Genomic DNA, 19061 nt, shown 5'->3' with positions numbered 1-19061 from the left:
AACGGCATCAACCAGCGCGATCCAGTCACCCTCCTCCGCGACATTCAGCCGCGCGAACATCGCATCCCCGCCGATGTCGGCCGCCAGCGCGGCGCCTTCCGCCTCCAGCAGATCGGCGACGACGACGATCGCGCCCTCCCTGGCGAAAAGGCGGCAGGTCGCCTCGCCCATGCCCCGCGCGCCACCGGTGACGATCGCCACCTTGCCCTGCATCCGTCCCGTCATGTCCGCTCTCCCATCGCTGCCATCTTTGGCCTTGATATCGCGCTGCCTAGCCGATCGCCCAAGATATGCGCAAGAATTAATTGATATAATGCGTGATAAAAATATCATTATAATACGCAATATTGATTAATATGAATATATATTCATATATATGCTTCTTTTCATGAGGTTCGCAAGATCATGCCGATCGCCTGCATGGATATGTCCGTCCGGGCACCCGCGGCATGAGCCGTGCATCGACTATCCGCGGCCCTGTGAACCGGACAGGGGTAGCGAGCATGTGGCGCCGCCTATCTGGCGCCCGCCACCGGGAAATCGCAGATGCTGGCAATGCTGTTTCGATTGATGCATGAGGCCGGAACATATTTTCAATATGCGTATTGGGTGATACTAAATTATATGTATATCAACAGCAATATATCAAAAAATGACATAAAATCGGAGCAGAAAGATGGCACCGCCTTACAATCCCTTTGCCCTTTATGATCCGTCGATCCAGGTGGCATCCGACCCGGTGGAGATAGCGGCGCCGGCAATGCTGGTGTGGGACATATTGACCGACATGTCGCGCTATGGCGAATGGAACCCCTTTTGTGTCTGGGCGCAATCGACGCTGGAGATGGGCGCTGCGGTCCATATGCGCTTGGTGAATTATCCCGACCCCGGCAGCCTGGCGCCCAATTGCGAATATATCTGTGCGTTCGAGCCAGGTGCGCTGCTGTCCTGGGAATTGCCGGATACGGAAGCCTGGCCCTATCCGGCGCGGCGAGACCAGATGATTACGCCGCTGGGGCCGGATTCCTGCCGCTACCAGTCGACCGATGCTTTCACCGGTCCCAATGGCATCCATGTCATGCGGTTTTGCGGACCATGGGTGACGCGCGCTTTCAACGATACCGCAAAGGCGTTGAAGCTGCGGGCCGAAGCGATGCATCGCGCCGGAACCTGACGCGGCCCGTCGGTCGCCGATGGCGGAAAGCATCGCTGCCTCTATGGCCGGTGTCGGCCTCGTCTCGTCGTATAGATAGGGAACTATTAACTTTCCTGTCGAAGAAGGGCGGGATGGAGAGAAGGCGGAAGATGGGCGGCAGGCGACCGGCGCGGACTTTGTTCGGCCATGCAGCCGTGTCCGCTTTGCCTGATGCGGTCTATCGCGACCTCGTCTCCACCCTTTTCACCATGACTGCGCCGATCATAGGCTTTGGCATTCTCTATGCGCTGGTGGGGGTGCTCATCTACATCAAGTGGCAGGATGGGTGGATATTCATCCTGACCGCCGCGGCAATCGCCGTAACCGTCGGGCGCGTTCTGCTGATCCGCGCCTATCACGGCGCTGGCGGCGCAGATCAGGACGTCGCGCAACTGTCACGCTGGGAAGGGCGTTACGCCATCCTCGCCTATATTTTCGCGCTGCTGATCGCCGCCCTGAACGTGCGCGCCTTGGTGGCGCACGAACCGATCGTGCATCTTGCGACGGTCAGCCTGGTCTTCACCTTCGGTGCGGGCATCGTGTCGCGCAACGCCAGCCGGCCGACTTTATGCGCGATCAGCGTGTCGCTGGCGGTGCTGCCCGTCGCCGCGGCGATGTTCGCCCATTCCGTCAGCGCCTATGGCGAGAGGTTGCACGCGGAATTTTTCGCGCTCGAAGGCCTGCTCCTCATCATGGTGGGGTCGATGAGTCTCGCGTCGGCGCGCCACCTTTACAGGTCTTCGGTCGAACATCTCACAGCCAAGCATGATCTGGCCAAGCTCGCGCGCTTCGATCCGCTGACGGGCCTGCCGAACCGGCTGCTCCTGCGTGAATCCTTTCAGGCCAGCCTCAAGGTTGCCCATGCGACGAGCCAACTCGCCATTCATTATCTCGACCTGGACGGGTTCAAGGCGATCAACGATCAATATGGCCATCCCGTCGGCGACAGGATGCTGGTGGAGGTCGCCGATCGATTGACCTCGGCCATCCGGACGGAGGATGTCGCAGCGCGGCTGGGCGGCGACGAATTTCTCCTTGTCCAGTCCCATGTGCAACATGTCGATCAGGCCGAACTGCTCGCGCGAAGGGTGATCCGGCAATTGAGCGAGCCCTATGTCATCGGCGGGACGCCGATGCGCATTTCCGTCAGCATCGGCATCGCCCTGGCGCCCCAGCATGGCGTTGACCTGGAAAGGTTGATGGGATGTGCGGACGCGGCCCTTTATCGATCCAAGGCCAAAGGGAAAGCGCAGGTGCAATTTTGCGGTCCCGACGATGTGCGGGATGATGGCCGCGCGGTCGCGTGACAAGCGAATGCTCAGGATCATTGAAAAATTACCGAAAGATTGACGACAAATCCCAATAAACGGGTTTATTTAACAACTTCAATCCCGACGTCGATCGGGACGAGGCACAATTTCAGCGCTTTCCCTGAATTGGCACGCTTTCTGCAAAGTGGTGGGCAGGGCCTGCAAGCAGGTTCCTGCCAGAAAATCAGGGAAGGACATCATCATGAAAACCATCGCATTCATCGCCGCCGTCGCCGTAGCCACCGTCGCCGTTTCGGCCGCCAGCACGCCCGCGTTCGCGCAGGCGCAGGGCAGTTTCGGCGCCGCCAAGGTGACCTACGATGCCAGGACCGATCGCTATTGCTTCAAGGAAACCGTAACCGGTTCGCTGATCCCCGTCATCCGGTGCCGCAGCAAGGGCGAATGGGCGCAGGATGGCCTCACCATCAGCCACAAGCCCGCGGCGCAATTCGCGCAGCGTTGATAGTCGCAAGACCTGCGGGCCGGGTCGAGGTGGGACGCGTCGGGAGTGGTGTGACCGTTCACCTCCTGGACGTGATCCGCATCTCGACCGGCGCGACGAACAGGCCCGGCGCGGGCTTGCGGTACGGACAGGACCGGCGGTGCCCCCTTCGCCGGTTTCCCGGTGTTGGGCCATAGAGGCTGGGTCGTCCGGCCGAAGCTCATTGCCTGGACAGGCTGCCCGGTGGCGCTGTGCATGACCGCGGTCATGATGGTCATAGACGCGCGTTAGCGCCGGCCGGTCTGTCAGTCCCTGCATCATCCCTTGCTGCGGCGGGGGCGGAGCGCGTCGCGCATGGCGATGTTGGAATTGATCCGGGTCACGCCGGGCAGGCGTGACAGGATTTCGCCATGGATGCGCTCATAGGCGTCGACGCTGTCCGCCTCCACCCGCAACCAATAGTCGACCGCACCTGTCATCAGGAAGCATTCGCGGATTTCGGGACATTGCCGTACCGCATGTTCGAACCGGGCGAGAAAATCGTCGGTCTGCCGGTCCAGCGTCACCTGGACCAGCACATTGACCATGGCGGTTTCGTCGCGCCCGCCAGCGACGAGTGTATAGCCGCGGATATAACCACCGGCCTCCAACTGTTTGATGCGCCGGTGGCAGGCGGATGGAGACAGGCCGATCTGCGCGGCGATATCCGCATTGGAGCGTCGGGCGTCGAGTTTCAGCAAGCGCAATATGGCGCGATCGCTATTGTCCAGGGTGGCGGTCATTCGTTCGAATCCAACGGAATATTCGTTACTTCATGCCAAAATGTTCGAATAATGTCCTGCATATAAAATGGATATTCGAAGAAACGTGATCTACTATGGTCTCGTCGAAAGGATATGGCATGGACGGTGGGACGGCGGCGACCCTGCGCATCGATCTGGGCGCGCTGGTGGCCAATTATGCATTGATTGCGAGTCAGGTCGCGCCCGCCAGCGTGGCCGGCGTGGTGAAGGCGGACGCTTATGGCCTGGGCGCGGTTCCGGTGTCGCTTGCCCTGCTGGCGGCGGGGTGCCGCCACTTCTTCGTGGCGCATCTGTGCGAGGCGGCGGCGTTGAAGCCGCATCTGCCGGCGGATGTTCCGCTTTATGTCCTCAATGGATTGCCGCCCGGCGCCGAAGCTGCCTGTGCCGCGCTCGGCGCCGTGCCGGTGCTCAATTCACTGGCGCAGATCGATGGCTGGGCCGCGGCCGCCCGCACGCTGGGCCGCGCGCTGCCCGGTGTCGTCCAGGTCGATAGCGGCATGTCGCGCCTGGGCCTCACGCCGGGCGAACTGACGATCCTGCGCGACCAGCCCCACCTGCTGGACGGCATCGACCTGCGCCTGGTCATGAGCCATCTCGCCTGCGCCGACCAGCCGGATGACGCCTTCAATCGGGAGCAGCGAGACAGGTTCGACGCGATCGCCAGCCAGTTTCCCGGCGTGCCGCGGTCGCTCGACAATTCGGGCGGGGCGATGGCGACGGGCGTGCGGCATGGCGATCTGGTCCGCGCCGGCATCGCCCTCTATGGCGGCGCGGCGCATGGCGATCCCGCTCCCAATCCTATGCGGGCTGTGATCGCGCTCGACGCCTATATCGTGCAATTGCGGACCGTGCCGGCGGGCGCGGGCGTCGGCTATGGCCTGACCCATCGCTGCGATCGTCCGTCGCATATCGCGACCATTTCGGTGGGCTATGCCGATGGCTGGCCCCGTCACCTCAGCAGTCGCGGCAGCGCCTATATCGGCGGCGTCCGCGCGCCGATTGTCGGGCGGGTGTCGATGGACAGCATGGCGATCGACGTCACCGATATCGCCGATTATCTGCTCTACCCCGGCGCGCCGGTCGAACTGATCGGCCCGCACCAGACGATCGACGTGGTCGCGGCGCAGGCGGATACGATCAGCTACGAGATATTGACCCGGCTCGGCCATCGCTATGCGCGCAGCTATCTGCCCGCGCCGGCTGCCGTCGCCGACCAGAGGAGCGGCAAGGCATGAAGATCGTCATATTGGGTGGCGGCGTGATCGGCGTCACATCCGCCTGGTATCTGGCGCAGGCGGGGCATGAGGTGGTCGTCGTCGATCGCCAGACCGGCGTGGCACAGGAAACCAGCTTCGCCAATGCGGGCGAGATTTCCCCCGGCTACGCCTCGCCCTGGGCGGCGCCCGGCATCCCGGCCAAGGCGCTGCGCTGGCTGTTCATGCGCCATGCGCCGCTGATCCTGCGGCCCAATGTGGACATGGCGATGCTGCGTTGGATTGTCGCGATGCTGGGCAACTGCAACGCGCGGGATTATCGCATCAACAAGGGGCGCATGGTCCGGCTGGCGGAATATAGCCGCGACCGGCTGATCGCGCTGCGCGCGGAAACCGGCATCGCCTATGACGAACGCAGCCGGGGCACGCTCCAGCTATTCCGGGAACAAAAGCAGCTCGACGGCATCGCCAAGGATATCGAGGTGCTGCGCGCCGACAACGTCCCGTTCGAAGTGCTGGACCGCGCCGGTTGCCTGGCCGCCGAACCGGGGCTGGCGGCCAGCGGGTCGCCGATCGTCGGCGGGCTGCGCCTGCCCAATGACGAAACCGGCGATTGCTTCAAATTCACCAACGCGCTGGCGGACATGGCCAGGGCGCGCGGCGTGCAATTCCTGCTGGGCCGCAATATTCAGGCGCTGGCGACGGACGCCGGCCGCATCAGCCATGTCGTCACCGATCAGGGCATGGTCAGCGGCGACGCCTATCTGGTCGCGATGGGCAGCTTCTCGCCCTTGCTGGTCGCGCCGCTCGGCCTGCGCCTGCCGGTCTATCCGGTAAAGGGCTATTCGATCACCGTGCCGATCGTGCAGCCGGACGCCGCGCCGGTATCGACCCTGCTCGACGAAAGCTACAAAGTGGCGATCACCCGGCTGGGCGACCGCATCCGCGTGGGCGGCATGGCCGAACTGTCGGGCTATACCAACGACCTGCCGCAGGCGCGCCGCGACACGCTGGACCATAGTGTCGGTACGCTCTTTCCCGGCGCTGGCGACCTTTCGCGGGCGACATTCTGGAGCGGACTGCGGCCGATGACGCCGGACTCGACCCCGGTGGTGGGTGCGACGACGATCGACAATCTGTTCCTCAACACCGGCCACGGCACGCTGGGCTGGACCATGGCCTGCGGATCGGGGCGGGTGATCGCCGACATCATCGGCGGGGCCAGGCCGGACATCGAAACCACCGACCTGGCGCTCTCGCGCTATCGGCGCTGAATTCACGGAGACAGAGCATGACCATCACCCGCATCGAAACCGGCCCGCGTATGAGCGAAGCGGTCATCCATGGCGATACCGTCTATCTGGCCGGCCAGGTCGGCGAAGGCGACAGCGTGACCGCCCAGACCCGGTTCGCGCTGGACGAGATCGACCGCCTGCTGGCCCTCGCCGGCAGCAGCAAGGCGCATATCCTGCGTGCGACCATCTGGCTGGCCGACATGGCCGACTTCGCCGAAATGAACGCCGTCTGGGACGCCTGGATCGCCGACGTCGCCGCCCCGGCCCGCGCCACCGGCGAAGCCAGGCTCGCGACCGCAGATTATAAGGTCGAAATCATCATCACCGCTGCACGCGCCTGATAATGGCTGAACGGCGCGCCGCGCCGTTCAACTCCCGTCGGAAATCAGCGTGCCGCCGTCCACCACCAGATTCTGGCCGGTGACAAAGGCCCCGGCGGGCGCGGCCCGGAACAGGGCGGCGCCCGCCACCTCATCCACCTCGCCGGGGCGGCGCAGCGGCGTCATCGCCATGCGCCGCTGCATGAAGGCTGTGTCCGCGATCAGCGGCGCGGACAATGCGGTGCGAATGAAGCCGGGTGAGATGGCGTTCACCCGCACGTTGCGCGGTCCCCATTCCACCGCCAGGTTGCGGGCCAGTTGCGCCACCCCCGCCTTGGCCAGCGCATAGGCGTTGATCGCGCCATTGCCGCGCAGGCCCGACAGGCTGGACAGCAGGATGGCCGTTCCGCCGCCGCGCGCGGCGATATGGGGCAGGGCCAGATTGCATAGCCGTACCTGGCTGCGCAGGTTGATCGCCATGACATGGTCGTAATCGTCCATGTCGATGCTGGCGAATGGACCGGGTCGCCCGGTGATCCCGGCGTTGCAGACCAGGATGTCCAGCCCGCCATGATGCCGGACCGTGCCGTCGACCAATGCGGCAAGCTGCGTGTCGTCGGCCAGGTCGGCGGGGATGGCCAGCATGTCGCGTTCGCGCCCGACGCGCGCGCAATCCTCCGCATTCTCGCTGGAGAGGGTGACCTGCGCGCCATGGTCCTGCAACGCGCGGGCGATGGCCAGTCCGATGCCGCGCGTCGATCCGGTGACGATCGCCACCTTGCTGCTCAGGTCGAACAGTTTCATCGGGCCGCTTGCGTCTGATTTTCCGGCTTGTCCTCCGCCAGCGGCTGCCCGTCATGCAGATAGGCCGGCGCCTCGATCAGGATGAAGGCGATGCGGCAAGGCTTGTCGGTGACGTTGCGCCAGAGATGGTTGGTGCCGCGCTGGATGATGATGCCGCCTTCACGCACCGTGGTCACTCGGCCGTCGTCCAGCTCCAGCTCGACTTCGCCCGCCATGACGATGCCATAGTCGATGCTGTTGGTGCGATGCATCGGCGATTGCTTGCCCGGCAGCATGTCCACGATCCGGATCACCGATCCCTTGTTGAGCGTCAGCCCCGCGTCGCGCGCGCGCCCGTCCGTCTCGTCATTATTGTCGGCCGGGACGGTCTCGGTGGTCCAGATCAACAGGAAGGACGCGTCGCCCGACGGGATCATCTTCGTCGGGGTCACATCTTCCGACTTGAAGATGGCGCGGCCATCGGCGTCATGGCCGGTGACGACGCGCTGCACGGAGGGCAGGCCGGAATCGCTCAGGTCAGTCATGGTCAGGCTCCTTGATAGGCGATGACGCGCTGGTCGATCGCGCCGAAGGGCGCGCGCCCGTCCTCGGTGCGCGCCTCCATGCGGACGCGGTCGCCAAAGCACATGAAAGCGGTGCGCGGCGCGCCCTCGTCCACGATCTCGATCCCGCGCCGTTCGGCGATACAGGACGAGCCGACTTCGCGAAAATCGGGATTGGACACGGTGCCGGACCCGATCACCGTCCCGGCGGGCAGATGGCGGGTGCGGGCGGCATGGGCGACCAGTTCGTGGAAGCCAAAGCCCATCGGCGCGCCATTGGCGGCGCCGAAGCGCACGCCGTTCCAGTCCACCAGCAAATCCATGCATACGCGCCCGTCGCGCCATTGGTCGCCCAGTTCGTCCGGCGTCACGGCGAAGGGCGCCATCGAACAGGCGGGCTTGGCCTGGACCCAGCCGAAGCCGGTCTTCATCTCCGGCCCCGCCAGTGCGCGCAGCGACCAGTCGTTGATCTGCACGACCAGGCGGATATGCGCCATCGCGGCGTCCGCATCGATGCCCATCGGCACATCGTCGACGATGACGCCATATTCGCCCTCGAAATCGATGCCCAGCGCTTCGTCGGGCATGGGGATGTCGTCGGTGGGGCCGTAAAAGCGATCCGAAAGACCCTGATACATCAGCGGCCGGCCGGTCTTTTCCGGGGTGATCCCCAGCACCTTGTCCATCAGCGCGCCATGGCTTTCGAATGCCGACCCGTCCAGCCATTGCCAGGCGCGGGGCAGGGGCGCGGCCAGTGCGTCGGGCTTCAACGCATCGGGAAAGGCGTCGATCGCCAGCGCCTCCGCGGCGAAGACGTCCCAATGCTCGATCGCCTCCTGCAAGGTGCGGACCGGCGCGGGCGCGCAATGGCCGCCATCGGGCGACAGGATCACCAACTGCCCGTCCCTGCTGCCATCCTTGCGCGTCGCCAGTCGCATAGTCTCTCCCTCTCATATCTCTTGGGTTCAGGCGATGCGGCCGCACGCCCTGTCCGTCAAAGCCAATCTATCGATAGCCGGCTTCCATAATTTCGATTTGATCTGGACCGGGTCGGGCGGTCTTTGGCGGAATGAGGATGCGCGCCCGCCCGGCTGGCGCGGCGGATCAAGACGCGGATCAACGATAAGGACGCAGGCATGTTCGAACCCTTCCCCGGCAATTATGTCTGGAATCTCGCGACCAACCTGGCGCTGGTGTGCGGCGGCAATCATGGCGAGATTGACGAGGCGAACCGGCCGATCATGGATGCGGCCAAAGGCGGCGCGGACGCGGGCAGCGCCCGGATGTTCGATAGCTGGCTGCGCGTCGCGGACCAGGTTGCGGCCAATGCGGCGGCGGACGAGGCCGCGGGCTATGCCCTGTCCGCCGGCAGCAAATATCTGCGCGCATCGGGCTATTATCTGGCGGCCGAACGGATGCAGAGCCGCGACTATGCGCCGCGCTGGGCCGCCTATGACCGCGGGCTGGCGCTATATGCCAAGGGCGTGGCGCTGCGCGGCCTGCATGTCGATTTCGTCGAAATCCCCTATGAAGGCAGCGCCTTTCCCGCCCTCTTCGTCCATGACGGGTCGGGCACGCCGCGCCCGGCGCTGGTGTCGGTCAATGGCCTGGATTCGATGAAGGAGCAGGTCAATATGGCGGGCCATGGCGCCGCCAATCTGGAACGCGGGATCAACACGCTGTTCATCGACCAGCCGGGTACCGGGGAGGCGCTGCGCAAGCGCGGCCTGACCGCCGTCTATGATGCGGAACGCTGGGGATCGCCCGCCTTCGACTATCTGCTGACCCGGCCGGATGTGATCGCGTCGAAGATCGGCATATTCGGCCTGTCCTTCGGCGGCTATCACGCCCCGCGCATCGCCGCCAACGACCCGCGCTATGCGCTGTGTGCGGTGATGGGCGCGAACCATGTCTGGGGCCGGCGCCAGCGCGAGCGGCTGGCCAATGAAGGCGAAAATCCAGTGCCCCATTATTGGGACCATGTGATGTGGGTGTTCGGCTTCGACGCCGACAATGGCGGGCGCGAAGCCTTCCTGGCTTATGCCGACCAGATCACGCTCGACGGACAGGTCGAGAAAATACGGGTGCCGTTCCTGGTCACCCATGGCGAGAATGACCGGCAGATCCCCGCCTTCAACGCGCAACTGAGCTACGATCAGGCGATCAACAGCCCCAAACGGACGCTGCGTATGTTCACCAAGGCGGATTTCGAGGTCGAACATTGCGGCGCTGACAATGGCACCGGGATGCGCGACTATATCGCCGACTGGTGCGCGGAGACATTCGCCGCCATGCCGGGATAAAGACAAGGACAGAGGAGGAGAGGATGGCGGACTATCCGCAACGCTGCTGGTATATGGCGGGTTGGGCGGACGAACTGGGGGAGGGCGGTTTCTCGCGCGAGATCCGCGGCGAACGCCTGTTCGTGTTTCGCACCGCAGACGGCGTGGCGGCGCTGCGCGACCGCTGCCCACACCGTTTCGCGCCGCTCTCGCTGGGGACGCGCGATGGCGACAGGGTGGTCTGCGGCTATCACGGCCTGGCCTTCGCGCCCGACGGACGCTGCGTACATAATCCCTTCGCCGACCGGATTCCCGCCGGCGCGTCCGTCCCCGCCTTTCATCTGGTCGAGCGCGACGGCATCCTCTGGCTCTGGGGCGGTGATCGGCAGGATGCGGACGAAACGCTGATCCCGGACTTCGGCTTCATCCCCGACACGCCCGCCAGCCGCACTGTGCGCGGCTACACGCTGATGCAGGCGCAATATGAATATGGCACCGACAATCTCCTCGACCTCAGCCATATCGAATTCGTCCATAAGGGGACGTTCGCCGGGCAGGGGGTGATCTTCGCCGGGCGGCACAAGGCGCATATGCAGGGCGATACGCTGCACAGCGACTGGTGGATGCCCGGCATCGCGCCGCCGTCGGTCGCGCGCGGCCATGTGCCTGACGATGCGGTGGTCGACCATTGGCTGGAGATGCGCTGGAACGCCCCCGCCTCGATGCGGCTGATGGTCGGCGTCTGCCCGCATGGCGGCCCACGCGACACCGGGTTCGAAGTACCTCAGGCGCATATCCTGACCCCCGCCAACGATCATCAGAGCCATTATTTCTGGTCCTCTACCCGCTATGATGCGCTGGATTCGCCCGAAACCGACGCCGCGCTGCTCCGCCTGTTCGGCGAAGCCTTCGATCAGGAGGACAAGCCGATGATCGAGGCCGCCTATGCCAATATGGCCGGTCGCGACTTCTGGGCGGAAAAGCCGCTGTCGCTGGGCATCGACCAGGGCGGCACGCGGGCGCGGCGGCTGGTGGAGGCGATGATCGCGCGGGAGAAGGTGGATGGCTGACTTCACCTTCCACCATGGCGGCGTCAGCGTGCCCAGCCTGGACGAAGCGATCGACTGGTATGGCGGCGTGCTGGGCTTCACGGTCGAAAAACGCTTCTCCATCGCCGCGGCGCGGGCGCAGGCGGCGATGCTGCGCAAGGGGCCACTGCGCTTCGAACTGTTCGAGGTGGAGGGCGCGGCGCCCCTGCCGCACGATCGGCGGCACCCGCCGTCCGATCTCAAGACCCATGGCAACAAGCATGTCGCCTTTTGCGTCGCGGACCTGGAGGATTTCCTGATCGAGATGGCGGCCAAGCAGGCCGACATCGCCTTCGTCGTGCGCGAGGCGTTCGGAAAGGGCTGCTTCCTGCGGGATTGCGCGGGCAATCTCATCGAATTTGTCGAGGAACCCGATGGCTGAACCGCGCTTGCGTTACGGTCAATAGGTCGGTTCGATGCTTTCGGTTTGACCCCGTCCCGGCGCTCGGCCTTATGCTGCCTGCATAACAAGGAGAGGCCGACAATATGGCTGACGAGCAAGCCGCATGACAGACCATAGCGCCGCCACGGACGGCGATCCCGCGCCGGGCTTTCTGACCGGCTTTTCGCTGTTGCTGCCGATCACCCTGTCGACCATGGCGATCGTCCTGCTCGCGCCGATCCTGCCGCAACTGCTGGCCGATTTCAGCACGGTGCCGGCCCATGAATATTGGGTGCCGATGATCCTGACGATCCCGGCACTGTGCGTCGCCTTCTTCTCGCCGCTGGCGGGGATGCTCGGCGATCGCTTCGGCCGCCGCCGCCTGCTGCTGCTTGCTTTTCTGCTCTATGCGCTGGTGGGGATCGCGCCGATCTTCCTGCACAGCCTGCCCGCCATCCTGCTCTCGCGCGTCGGCGTGGGCCTCGCCGAAGCCGCGATCATGGTGCTGTCGACCACCATGATCGGCGATTATTACAAGGGTGCGGCGCGCGATAAATGGCTGGCGGCGCAAACCGCTTTCGCCTCGCTCTCTGCGCTGCTCTTCTTCAATCTGGGCGGGCAATTGGGCGCTTTTGGCTGGCGCACCCCCTTCTGGGCCTATGCTTCCGCGCTTGTCATGTTCGCGTTGGTGCTGCGCTTCACCTGGGAACCGCGTGGCGATGCGGCTGCGCGGGCGACGGTGGTGGGCGATGGCAACGGCTGGGCCGGCTTCCCCTGGCGGCGGATGGCGATGATTCTCGCCATCACCGTCTACGGCTCGGTCTTCTTCTACACGGTGCAGATCCAGGCGTCGTCGGGGCTGCACGCGCTGGGCCTCAGCGATCCGGCGCGCATCGGCTTCCTCACGTCGGTCGCCAGCATTGGCGTGCCGTTAGGCACCTTCCTCTATTCGCGCATCGGGCGCTGGCCGATCGGGCGGCTGTTGCTGCTCGAATTTGCGCTGCTGGCCGCGGGCTTTTGCGTCATGGGACTGGCCCATGCGCCTGCCGGCTTCCTGATCGGCTGCTTCCTCAACCAGCTCGGTGCCGGCCTGCTGCTGCCGACGCTGCTGGTCTGGGCGATGAGTCTGCTGTCTTTCGAGATACGGGGGCGGGGCGCGGGCCTGTGGCAGAGCGCCTTCGCCTTCGGTCAGTTTCTCAGCCCCGTCATCGTGACATTGCTGTCGAAACAGGCGGGAAGTCTCGCCGGGGCCTTTGTCCTGCTGTCGCTGGGCGCATTGGCGGGGGCGGGGGCCGCGCTGGTCGCGCCCTTCCGGCGCGGCGAGCAGCCGGTGGGCGGAGCGATCGTCCATGGCTGACCGGCTGGCGGGCAAGCTGGCGGTCGTCGCTGGCGCGGGCAACGGCATCGGCCAGGGTTGCGCCCGGCTGTTCGCGGCGGAGGGCGCGACCGTGATCGGCGTCGATCGCAGCGGCGCCGACGAAGTCTGCGACCTGCTGGACGAAGGGGCGACCAACGCGCTGTTCCAGCGCATCGGCGCGGAACATGGCCGCATCGACATCCTGGTCAACGCCGCCGCCTTCGCGCATTTCGACTGGATCGAAGCGCTATCCTACGCCGACTGGAAAGCGACGCTGACGGGCGAACTGGACATCGTCTTCCGCGCCACCCGCGCCGCCTGGCCCTGGCTCAAGGCCAGCGGGCGCGCGTCGCTCATCAATTTCGGTTCGGCCAATGCGCGCCATGCGCTGGAAGGATCGCCCGCCCTGGCGCATTGCGCGGGCAAGGGCGGCGTACTGGCCATGACCCGCCAACTCGCGATGGAAGGCGCGCCGCACGGCATCCGCGCCAACAGCATCGCGCCGGGCTTCATCCGCACCGCCGCGACGGCGCGGCACCTGGCCGCAGACCCGGCGTTTGAGGCGAAGGTTCTTGGCAAGAATATGCTGCAATATCTGGGCGAGCCGGACGATATCGGCTGGTGCGCGGTATGGCTGGCGTCGGACGAGGCGCGCTATGTCACCGGCGCCGACATCGCCGTCGATGCCGGGGCGACCGCCTGGTAGCGGATTGATCCCGGCACCCCGTCAATATTCCTCGGCCAGCCGGTGTAACCCCGCGCCGATCGCTGCGCCGATCGCATCGGGCGAGTCGCCGTCCAGTTGCATCCGGCCGACCTTGATGCTGGTGTCGATCACATGGCGGCACCGGTCGAAGCGGCGCGCCTGATAGGCGGCCAGGCCGGCTCCGACGGTGTCGGCCCGGTCCAGTTCCTCGGCCAGCACCAGCGCGCTTTCCACCGCCATCCCTGCGCCGCACGCCATGTGCGGCGTGGTGGCATGAACGGCGTCGCCCAGCAGTACGATCGCGCCGTCATGCCACGGCCCCGGCTGCAAGGCCGCGGCGAGCGGGCGATAGTTGATCCAGTCGTCGCGCGTCATATGGTCGCGAACCCATCCGGCATTGCCGCCGAAATCGGCCAGATTGTCGCGCAACTGGACGAACAGCTCCTCGTCGGTGAAATGTTGCGCGCGATGGACGTGCGGGGTCAGCATCCACAGATAGACCATCTCTGCGCCGCACCGGTTGATGCCAGCGGGCACCCGGTGTCCGAAATAAAATTCGCCCTTGGTGAGCGTCGGCGGGCGACGGATGGACAGGCGCCAGCATCCCTGGCCGGTCGGCTGCGCTTCGCCCATGTGCGGGAAGGCCAGCCGCCGCACGCCCGAATAGATGCTGTCCGCGCCAACGACCAAGTCGAAATCCGCCTGTGCGCCATCGGTGAAGGTCACGTCCACGCCGCCGTCGTCCCGATGGGCCAGCGCACGGACGCTCAGGCCCAGTCGGATGGCGATCGGCAGCGCCCGCACCCGCGTCTGCATGATGCGGTGCAATACCGGGCGCATGATCCCGCCGGTCGCGGGCAAGCCTTCCTCCAGCGCCGGCTCGTCCAGATCGTGCAGGCGCGTGCCGTCATAGCGAAAGATCGTCGCTCCCTCCGCGATCGCGCCCTGTTCCTTGATCGCGTCCAGCAGGCCCAGCCGCCGATAGGCGCGCAATGTAGGGCCGGTGATCGTGATGCCTGCGCCATAGACGCGCCATTGCGGGTCGATATCGATCAGCGTGACCTGCCCGCCCTGTTCGGCAAAGCGGATCGCGGCCGCCATGCCGCCGATGCCGCCGCCCACGATCAGGATGCGCTTGCCCGAAACCCAACCCGAAACCATGCCCGAAATCATGAATGCCACCCTCTCCGCGCCATCTTCTCCGTTCTGGCTATCGGTCGGGCGCGGGCGGGCGGAAAACGCTTTGCCTCAATAGTTGCTATCGGGAGTGTGGATAGCAGCGGCGATCGTTTCGGATTCGTCCGCGTGGCGCAGATAGGTCGAATCCAGCAAATCAATGTGACTTTTTCGCCCCGCAGGCCAGAATTGGCCAAAATCAAATCATAGGGGAGAGAGACATGCGTAGTTTGTTGCTGGCCACCACCGCGATCGCCGGCATGATGGCGACCGCGCCGACGCCGGGCCTGACGCAGACCGCCGATCAGGGCGCGCAGGCTTCGGCCGGGCTGGACGAAATCGTCGTCACCGCGCAGCGCAAGTCGGAAAGCGCGCAGAAGGCCGCGATCGCGATCGACGCCGTCACCGGCGACACGCTGGTCCAGCAGGGCATCAGCAAGGCGGAGGATATCACGAAGAGCGTTCCGGCGATCACCATCACCAATGGGGGCGGGTCCAACACGTCCATCTTCATCCGCGGCGTCGGCAACATCACGTCGAGCAGCTATAACGACCCCGCCGTCACCCCCAGCTATGACGGCGTCGTGCTGGGCCGGGCCGCGGGCGCTTTCGGTTCCGCCTTCTACGACCTCGCCCGTGTCGAGGTGCTGAAAGGGCCGCAGGGCATCCTTTATGGCCGCAACGCCACCGGCGGCGCGGTCAACATCATCCCCGCGCGTCCCGAGCTGGGCAGGAATGGCGCGGGCTTCAACGTCTCCTTCGGCAATTATGACGCGGTCAATGTCGACGGCTATCTGAACCTGGCCACCAGCGACACCAGCGCCCTGCGCCTCGCCGCCACGCGCCAGGTGCATGACGGCTATAACCGCGACGGCAGCGACGACCTGAAGCGCACCGGCCTGCGCGGCCAGTTCCTGATCGAACCCAGCGACGATATTTCACTGCGCGTCGGCGCGGACTGGACCAAGGTGGGCGGCGTCGGTCCCGGCGGCAGCTATATCGGCGCCTACACGCCCGGCCCGTCGGGCTACACTTTCACCCCCAGTGGTTTCGACGGGTCGGAGGGGTTCAACACCGACGCCGCCAACGCCTATCGCCAGACGCTGATCGGCGCGCCGGGCTTCGGTTTCCTCAACGCCATGAACCAGGACGCCTCGACTGACTTCACCTATTGGGGCATCAATGCGGAACTGAACTGGAAGACCGACATCGGCACCTTCACGCTGGTGCCCGCCTTTCGCAAGTCCACGGGCGAAAGCTATTTCTACGGCCCCGCCTTCAATACCGCCTATAACGCCGAAACCGACAAGCAATACAGCCTCGAGGCCCGCCTGGCCGGTTCCGTCGGCATGATGGACTATGTTCTCGGCGGCTTCTATTTCAACGAGACGATCGACGCGCAGAATGAATATAATCAGGAATTCGTGCTGCCGATCCAGTCCTACACGCACAAGACCAAAAGCTGGGCCGCCTTCGGTCAATTGACCGCCCATGTCAGCGATCGATTCCGTCTTGTCGGCGGCGCGCGCTATACCCGCGACAAGAAGTCGATGGACGGCATCATCAACAATTTCATCACCTTCTGCGGCGGCCTGCCGCCCGCCAACATCACCCCGCCGGCGTCCTTCGCCGCCGGATGCGCCGCGCCCAATGGCTTGCCGCGCTATCCCAATCTCCTGACCACCGGCGACACGGTCAACTGGCTGGCCAGCAACGGCTGGATCGCAGCGGGCAGCACCGACCAGGCCAATCCGCAGGTTTTCCCGCTGCTGAACGGTGTCGGCACCATCCTGAAAACCTATAATCCGGTGGTGGACAGCGGCACCTATTCACGGGTGACGTGGAAAGCCTCGGCGGAATTCGATCTCGGCCCGGCGAACCTGCTCTACGCCACGGTCGAAACCGGCTATCGCGCCGGCGGTTTCCAGCTGGCGGAGGGCAAGTCGAGCTATGATCCCGAATTCATCACCGCCTATACGGTGGGATCGAAGAACCGCTTCTTCAACAACCGCGTGCAGCTCAACGTCGAGGGCTTCTATTGGAAATATAAAGACCAGCAGATCACCTATTTCACCGTCGACACCAGTGGCACGCTCATCAATTCCAACGAAAATGCGGGCAAGTCGACGATCAAGGGCTTCGACGTCGATGCCATCGTGAAGGCGACGCCGACCACGACGCTCAACGCCAAGGTGCAATATCTCAAGGCCACCTATGACGACCTGCATCTCTACACCGCCTCGCCCCGCGACAATATCGCCTGTCCCTTCACCCTGACCGGCGCGACCGCAGGCGGTGCGCCGGTGAAGGACTTCAACTGTTCGGGCAAACCCTTGCTCTACTCACCCAAATGGACCGTCAATCTGGGCGCGGAACAGGTGGTGCCGCTGGGCCGTTCGCTCGAACTGGTCGGCAATGTCGCCACCGCCTGGCGTGACGACCAGTGGGGGGCGTTCGAATATCTCGATTTCGAACATATCCGCGCCTATTGGCAGACCGACCTCAACCTGACGCTGCGCGCGTCTGACGGCGGCTGGTCGCTGGGCGCGTTCCTCTACAATCTGGAAAACAAGCGCCGCATCGCCACGCCGCAACGCTCGCCGATCGGCATGGCGGTCGCCCGCTATACCGCGCCGCAGACCTATGGGGTGCGCTTCTCGGCGAACTTCTGACATCAAACGGCATAAGAGGAAAAGGGCAGGGCCTGTGGTCCTGCTCTTAGCCCATTGGAAAGTTAGCCCATTGGAAAGGAAGCAGGATGCAGGTTGATCGACGGTCATTCATGGGTGGCGCCGGTGCATTGGGCGCGCTGGCGGTAGCGGGCGAGGCCACGGCCGCGCCCAGGGCGGGGCGCCCCAACATCCTCTTCATCATGGCCGACGATCTGGGCTATGCCGACCTGTCCTGCACCGGATCGCACCATATCCGCACCCCCGCGATCGACAGCATCGGCGCGAAGGGCATCATGCTGCGGCAGGGCTATGCCAATAGTTCGATCTGCTCGCCGACCCGCACCGCGCTGCTGACCGGCTGCTATCAATATCGCTTCCCCATAGGAATCGAAGAACCGCTTGGTCCCGCTGCGCCGGCGGGGATCGGTGTCCCGCTCGACCGCCCGACCATCGCTTCGGTGCTGCGCACGCAGGGCTATCGCACCAAGCTGGTGGGCAAATGGCATCTGGGCGAACCGCCCAAACATAGCCCGCTACATCATGGCTATGACGAATTTTTCGGTATCGTCGAAGGCGCGGCCGATTATTTCCGCCATCATATGGTGATGGGCGGCAAGGATGTCGGCATCGGCCTGGCGCAGGGTGACACGCCGATCGAACGCAATGGCTATCTCACCGACCTGTTCGGGGACGAGGCGGTCAAAACGATCGAGGCGGAAAGCGACAAGCCCTTCTTCCTCAGCCTGCATTTCAACGCGCCCCACTGGCCATGGGAAGGGCGCGAGGATGCGGCCGTCGCGCCGACGCTCGGCGCATCCTTCCATTATAATGGCGGCAGCCTCGCCAAATATAGGGAAATGGTGGAGGCGATGGACCAGAATGTCGCCAAGTTGCTGGCCGCGCTGGACCGCAGCGGCAAGGCCGACAACACGATCGTCATTTTCACCAGCGATAATGGCGGCGAGCGTTTTTCGGAAACCTGGCCTTTTACCGGGGTGAAGGGGGAATTGCTGGAAGGCGGCATCCGCGTCCCGCTGATGCTGCGCTGGCCGGCCGCGATCGCCGCCGGCTGGCAATCCGATCAGGTCATGATCTCGATGGACTTCCTGCCTACGCTGCTGGCGATGGCGGGCGGCGATGTGGCGAAGGCCGGCACGTTCGACGGGGTCGACCTGTCGGCGCAACTCAAGGGGCAGGCATCGCCGCTCACCCGCTCGCTCTACTGGCGATACAAGGGCAATGGCCAGGCCGCGCTGCGTACAGGCGACTGGAAATATCTCAAACTGGGCGGGAAGGAGCATCTCTTCGATCTGGCCGCGGATGAACGGGAGCGCGCAGACCATGCCAGCGACGATCCGGCCCGGCTTCAGGCGATGCGGCTGCAATGGGACGCATGGAACGCACAGATGCTGCCCTATCCGCTGGGCAGCTTCAGCGAGGATGTGCGGGACCATTATGCGGATCGGTATTAAG

19 protein-coding genes are annotated in these 19061 nt (G+C 64.7%); 13 read left to right on the top strand and 6 right to left on the bottom strand.

Annotation, left to right across the window (positions count from 1 at the left end):
• On the bottom strand, positions 1-225 hold a 225-nt coding region (locus K9B33_RS04825), incomplete at its 3' end, for an SDR family NAD(P)-dependent oxidoreductase (protein ID WP_224547080.1).
• Between the two features lie 451 nt (positions 226-676).
• Here K9B33_RS04825 and K9B33_RS04820 point away from each other — a divergent pair.
• The 3 genes from K9B33_RS04820 to K9B33_RS04810 all read left to right on the top strand — a co-directional run bounded on the left by K9B33_RS04820 (position 677) and on the right by K9B33_RS04810 (position 2968).
• A complete protein-coding gene (locus K9B33_RS04820; RefSeq protein WP_224547078.1) occupies positions 677-1174 on the top strand; it encodes an SRPBCC domain-containing protein in 498 nt (165 codons plus the stop codon).
• 131 nt (positions 1175-1305) lie between these two features.
• Entirely contained in the window at positions 1306-2502 is a 1197-nt protein-coding gene (locus tag K9B33_RS04815; RefSeq protein ID WP_224547076.1) for a GGDEF domain-containing protein, read from the top strand.
• A 205-nt stretch (positions 2503-2707) separates the two neighbouring features.
• Positions 2708-2968 carry a hypothetical protein gene (locus K9B33_RS04810; protein WP_224547074.1) on the top strand — a complete coding sequence of 87 codons (261 nt, stop codon included), beginning with the start codon at positions 2708-2710 and terminating at the stop codon, positions 2966-2968.
• 296 nt (positions 2969-3264) lie between these two features.
• Here the strand turns inward: K9B33_RS04810 and K9B33_RS04805 are convergent, their stop codons facing one another.
• A complete protein-coding gene (locus K9B33_RS04805; protein WP_224547073.1) occupies positions 3265-3729 on the bottom strand; it encodes an Lrp/AsnC family transcriptional regulator in 465 nt (154 codons plus the stop codon).
• A gap of 119 nt (positions 3730-3848) precedes the next feature.
• On the opposite strand from K9B33_RS04805, the gene alr reads away from it, so the two are divergent.
• The 3 genes from alr to K9B33_RS04790 are packed head-to-tail and all read left to right on the top strand — an operon-like array spanning position 3849 to position 6600.
• On the top strand, positions 3849-4985 hold the full coding sequence (alr, locus tag K9B33_RS04800; RefSeq protein WP_224547072.1) for an alanine racemase: 1137 nt from the start codon (positions 3849-3851) through the stop codon (positions 4983-4985).
• Positions 4982-6238: a D-amino acid dehydrogenase gene (locus K9B33_RS04795; protein WP_224547071.1), complete on the top strand. Its 1257-nt coding sequence runs from the start codon at positions 4982-4984 to the stop codon at positions 6236-6238. Before alr ends, K9B33_RS04795 begins: the two co-directional genes overlap by 4 nt.
• A gap of 17 nt (positions 6239-6255) precedes the next feature.
• The gene (locus tag K9B33_RS04790; RefSeq protein ID WP_224547070.1) at positions 6256-6600 is read left to right on the top strand and encodes a RidA family protein; all 345 of its coding nucleotides are present in this window, start codon (positions 6256-6258) and stop codon (positions 6598-6600) included.
• Between the two features lie 27 nt (positions 6601-6627).
• Here the strand turns inward: K9B33_RS04790 and K9B33_RS04785 are convergent, their stop codons facing one another.
• Genes K9B33_RS04785 through K9B33_RS04775 form a run of 3 tightly spaced genes read right to left on the bottom strand, consistent with a single transcriptional unit; the run spans position 6628 to position 8863 of the window.
• Positions 6628-7383 (bottom strand): SDR family NAD(P)-dependent oxidoreductase, encoded by a 756-nt coding sequence (locus K9B33_RS04785; protein WP_224547069.1) that lies wholly within the window; start codon positions 7381-7383, stop codon positions 6628-6630.
• A complete protein-coding gene (locus K9B33_RS04780; RefSeq protein ID WP_224547068.1) occupies positions 7380-7907 on the bottom strand; it encodes a cupin domain-containing protein in 528 nt (175 codons plus the stop codon). The genes K9B33_RS04785 and K9B33_RS04780 overlap by 4 nt, the downstream gene beginning before the upstream one ends.
• Positions 7908-7909: 2 nt before the next feature.
• Positions 7910-8863 carry a fumarylacetoacetate hydrolase family protein gene (locus K9B33_RS04775; protein WP_224547067.1) on the bottom strand — a complete coding sequence of 318 codons (954 nt, stop codon included), beginning with the start codon at positions 8861-8863 and terminating at the stop codon, positions 7910-7912.
• A gap of 198 nt (positions 8864-9061) precedes the next feature.
• Between K9B33_RS04775 and K9B33_RS04770 the strand changes: the two genes are divergently transcribed.
• The 5 genes from K9B33_RS04770 (at position 9062) to K9B33_RS04750 (ending at position 13740) form a co-directional block, all read left to right on the top strand.
• Positions 9062-10228, top strand: a complete 1167-nt coding sequence (locus K9B33_RS04770) for an alpha/beta hydrolase family protein (protein ID WP_224547066.1) — start codon at positions 9062-9064, stop codon at positions 10226-10228.
• Between the two features lie 23 nt (positions 10229-10251).
• On the top strand, positions 10252-11277 hold the full coding sequence (locus K9B33_RS04765; protein ID WP_224547064.1) for an aromatic ring-hydroxylating dioxygenase subunit alpha: 1026 nt from the start codon (positions 10252-10254) through the stop codon (positions 11275-11277).
• Positions 11270-11677 (top strand): VOC family protein, encoded by a 408-nt coding sequence (locus tag K9B33_RS04760; protein ID WP_224547062.1) that lies wholly within the window; start codon positions 11270-11272, stop codon positions 11675-11677. Before K9B33_RS04765 ends, K9B33_RS04760 begins: the two co-directional genes overlap by 8 nt.
• Positions 11678-11801: 124 nt before the next feature.
• Positions 11802-13034, top strand: a complete 1233-nt coding sequence (locus tag K9B33_RS04755; RefSeq protein WP_224547061.1) for an MFS transporter — start codon at positions 11802-11804, stop codon at positions 13032-13034.
• A complete protein-coding gene (locus K9B33_RS04750) occupies positions 13027-13740 on the top strand; it encodes an SDR family NAD(P)-dependent oxidoreductase (RefSeq protein ID WP_224547060.1) in 714 nt (237 codons plus the stop codon). Before K9B33_RS04755 ends, K9B33_RS04750 begins: the two co-directional genes overlap by 8 nt.
• A gap of 21 nt (positions 13741-13761) precedes the next feature.
• Here K9B33_RS04750 and K9B33_RS04745 read toward each other — a convergent pair whose 3' ends face one another.
• A complete protein-coding gene (locus tag K9B33_RS04745) occupies positions 13762-14913 on the bottom strand; it encodes an FAD-dependent monooxygenase (protein WP_224547096.1) in 1152 nt (383 codons plus the stop codon).
• Between the two features lie 224 nt (positions 14914-15137).
• Between K9B33_RS04745 and K9B33_RS04740 the strand changes: the two genes are divergently transcribed.
• Positions 15138-17588: a TonB-dependent receptor gene (locus K9B33_RS04740; RefSeq protein ID WP_224547058.1), complete on the top strand. Its 2451-nt coding sequence runs from the start codon at positions 15138-15140 to the stop codon at positions 17586-17588.
• Between the two features lie 86 nt (positions 17589-17674).
• Complete coding sequence (locus K9B33_RS04735; RefSeq protein ID WP_224547057.1) at positions 17675-19060, top strand: sulfatase; 1386 nt, start codon at positions 17675-17677, stop codon at positions 19058-19060.
• Position 19061: the final 1 nt, after the last annotated feature.

This window comes from Sphingobium sp. 3R8 (genome assembly GCF_020166615.1).
GTDB classification, from domain to species: Bacteria; Pseudomonadota; Alphaproteobacteria; order Sphingomonadales; family Sphingomonadaceae; genus Sphingobium; species Sphingobium bisphenolicum.
This window is presented reverse-complemented; position numbering and strand designations above follow the sequence as displayed.

Bases quoted from the DNA above. Each gene is read 5' to 3' on its own strand.
- K9B33_RS04820 (WP_224547078.1), top strand. From the start codon at position 677: ATGGCACCGCCTTACAATCCCTTTGCCCTTTATGATCCGTCGATCCAG.
- K9B33_RS04815 (WP_224547076.1), top strand. From the start codon at position 1,306: ATGGGCGGCAGGCGACCGGCGCGGACTTTGTTCGGCCATGCAGCCGTG.
- K9B33_RS04810 (WP_224547074.1), top strand. From the start codon at position 2,708: ATGAAAACCATCGCATTCATCGCCGCCGTCGCCGTAGCCACCGTCGCC.
- K9B33_RS04805 (WP_224547073.1), bottom strand. From the start codon at position 3,729: ATGACCGCCACCCTGGACAATAGCGATCGCGCCATATTGCGCTTGCTG.
- alr (WP_224547072.1), top strand. From the start codon at position 3,849: ATGGACGGTGGGACGGCGGCGACCCTGCGCATCGATCTGGGCGCGCTG.
- K9B33_RS04795 (WP_224547071.1), top strand. From the start codon at position 4,982: ATGAAGATCGTCATATTGGGTGGCGGCGTGATCGGCGTCACATCCGCC.
- K9B33_RS04790 (WP_224547070.1), top strand. From the start codon at position 6,256: ATGACCATCACCCGCATCGAAACCGGCCCGCGTATGAGCGAAGCGGTC.
- K9B33_RS04785 (WP_224547069.1), bottom strand. From the start codon at position 7,383: ATGAAACTGTTCGACCTGAGCAGCAAGGTGGCGATCGTCACCGGATCG.
- K9B33_RS04780 (WP_224547068.1), bottom strand. From the start codon at position 7,907: ATGACTGACCTGAGCGATTCCGGCCTGCCCTCCGTGCAGCGCGTCGTC.
- K9B33_RS04775 (WP_224547067.1), bottom strand. From the start codon at position 8,863: ATGCGACTGGCGACGCGCAAGGATGGCAGCAGGGACGGGCAGTTGGTG.
- K9B33_RS04770 (WP_224547066.1), top strand. From the start codon at position 9,062: ATGTTCGAACCCTTCCCCGGCAATTATGTCTGGAATCTCGCGACCAAC.
- K9B33_RS04765 (WP_224547064.1), top strand. From the start codon at position 10,252: ATGGCGGACTATCCGCAACGCTGCTGGTATATGGCGGGTTGGGCGGAC.
- K9B33_RS04760 (WP_224547062.1), top strand. From the start codon at position 11,270: ATGGCTGACTTCACCTTCCACCATGGCGGCGTCAGCGTGCCCAGCCTG.
- K9B33_RS04755 (WP_224547061.1), top strand. From the start codon at position 11,802: ATGACAGACCATAGCGCCGCCACGGACGGCGATCCCGCGCCGGGCTTT.
- K9B33_RS04750 (WP_224547060.1), top strand. From the start codon at position 13,027: ATGGCTGACCGGCTGGCGGGCAAGCTGGCGGTCGTCGCTGGCGCGGGC.
- K9B33_RS04745 (WP_224547096.1), bottom strand. From the start codon at position 14,913: ATGATTTCGGGCATGGTTTCGGGTTGGGTTTCGGGCAAGCGCATCCTG.
- K9B33_RS04740 (WP_224547058.1), top strand. From the start codon at position 15,138: ATGCGTAGTTTGTTGCTGGCCACCACCGCGATCGCCGGCATGATGGCG.
- K9B33_RS04735 (WP_224547057.1), top strand. From the start codon at position 17,675: ATGCAGGTTGATCGACGGTCATTCATGGGTGGCGCCGGTGCATTGGGC.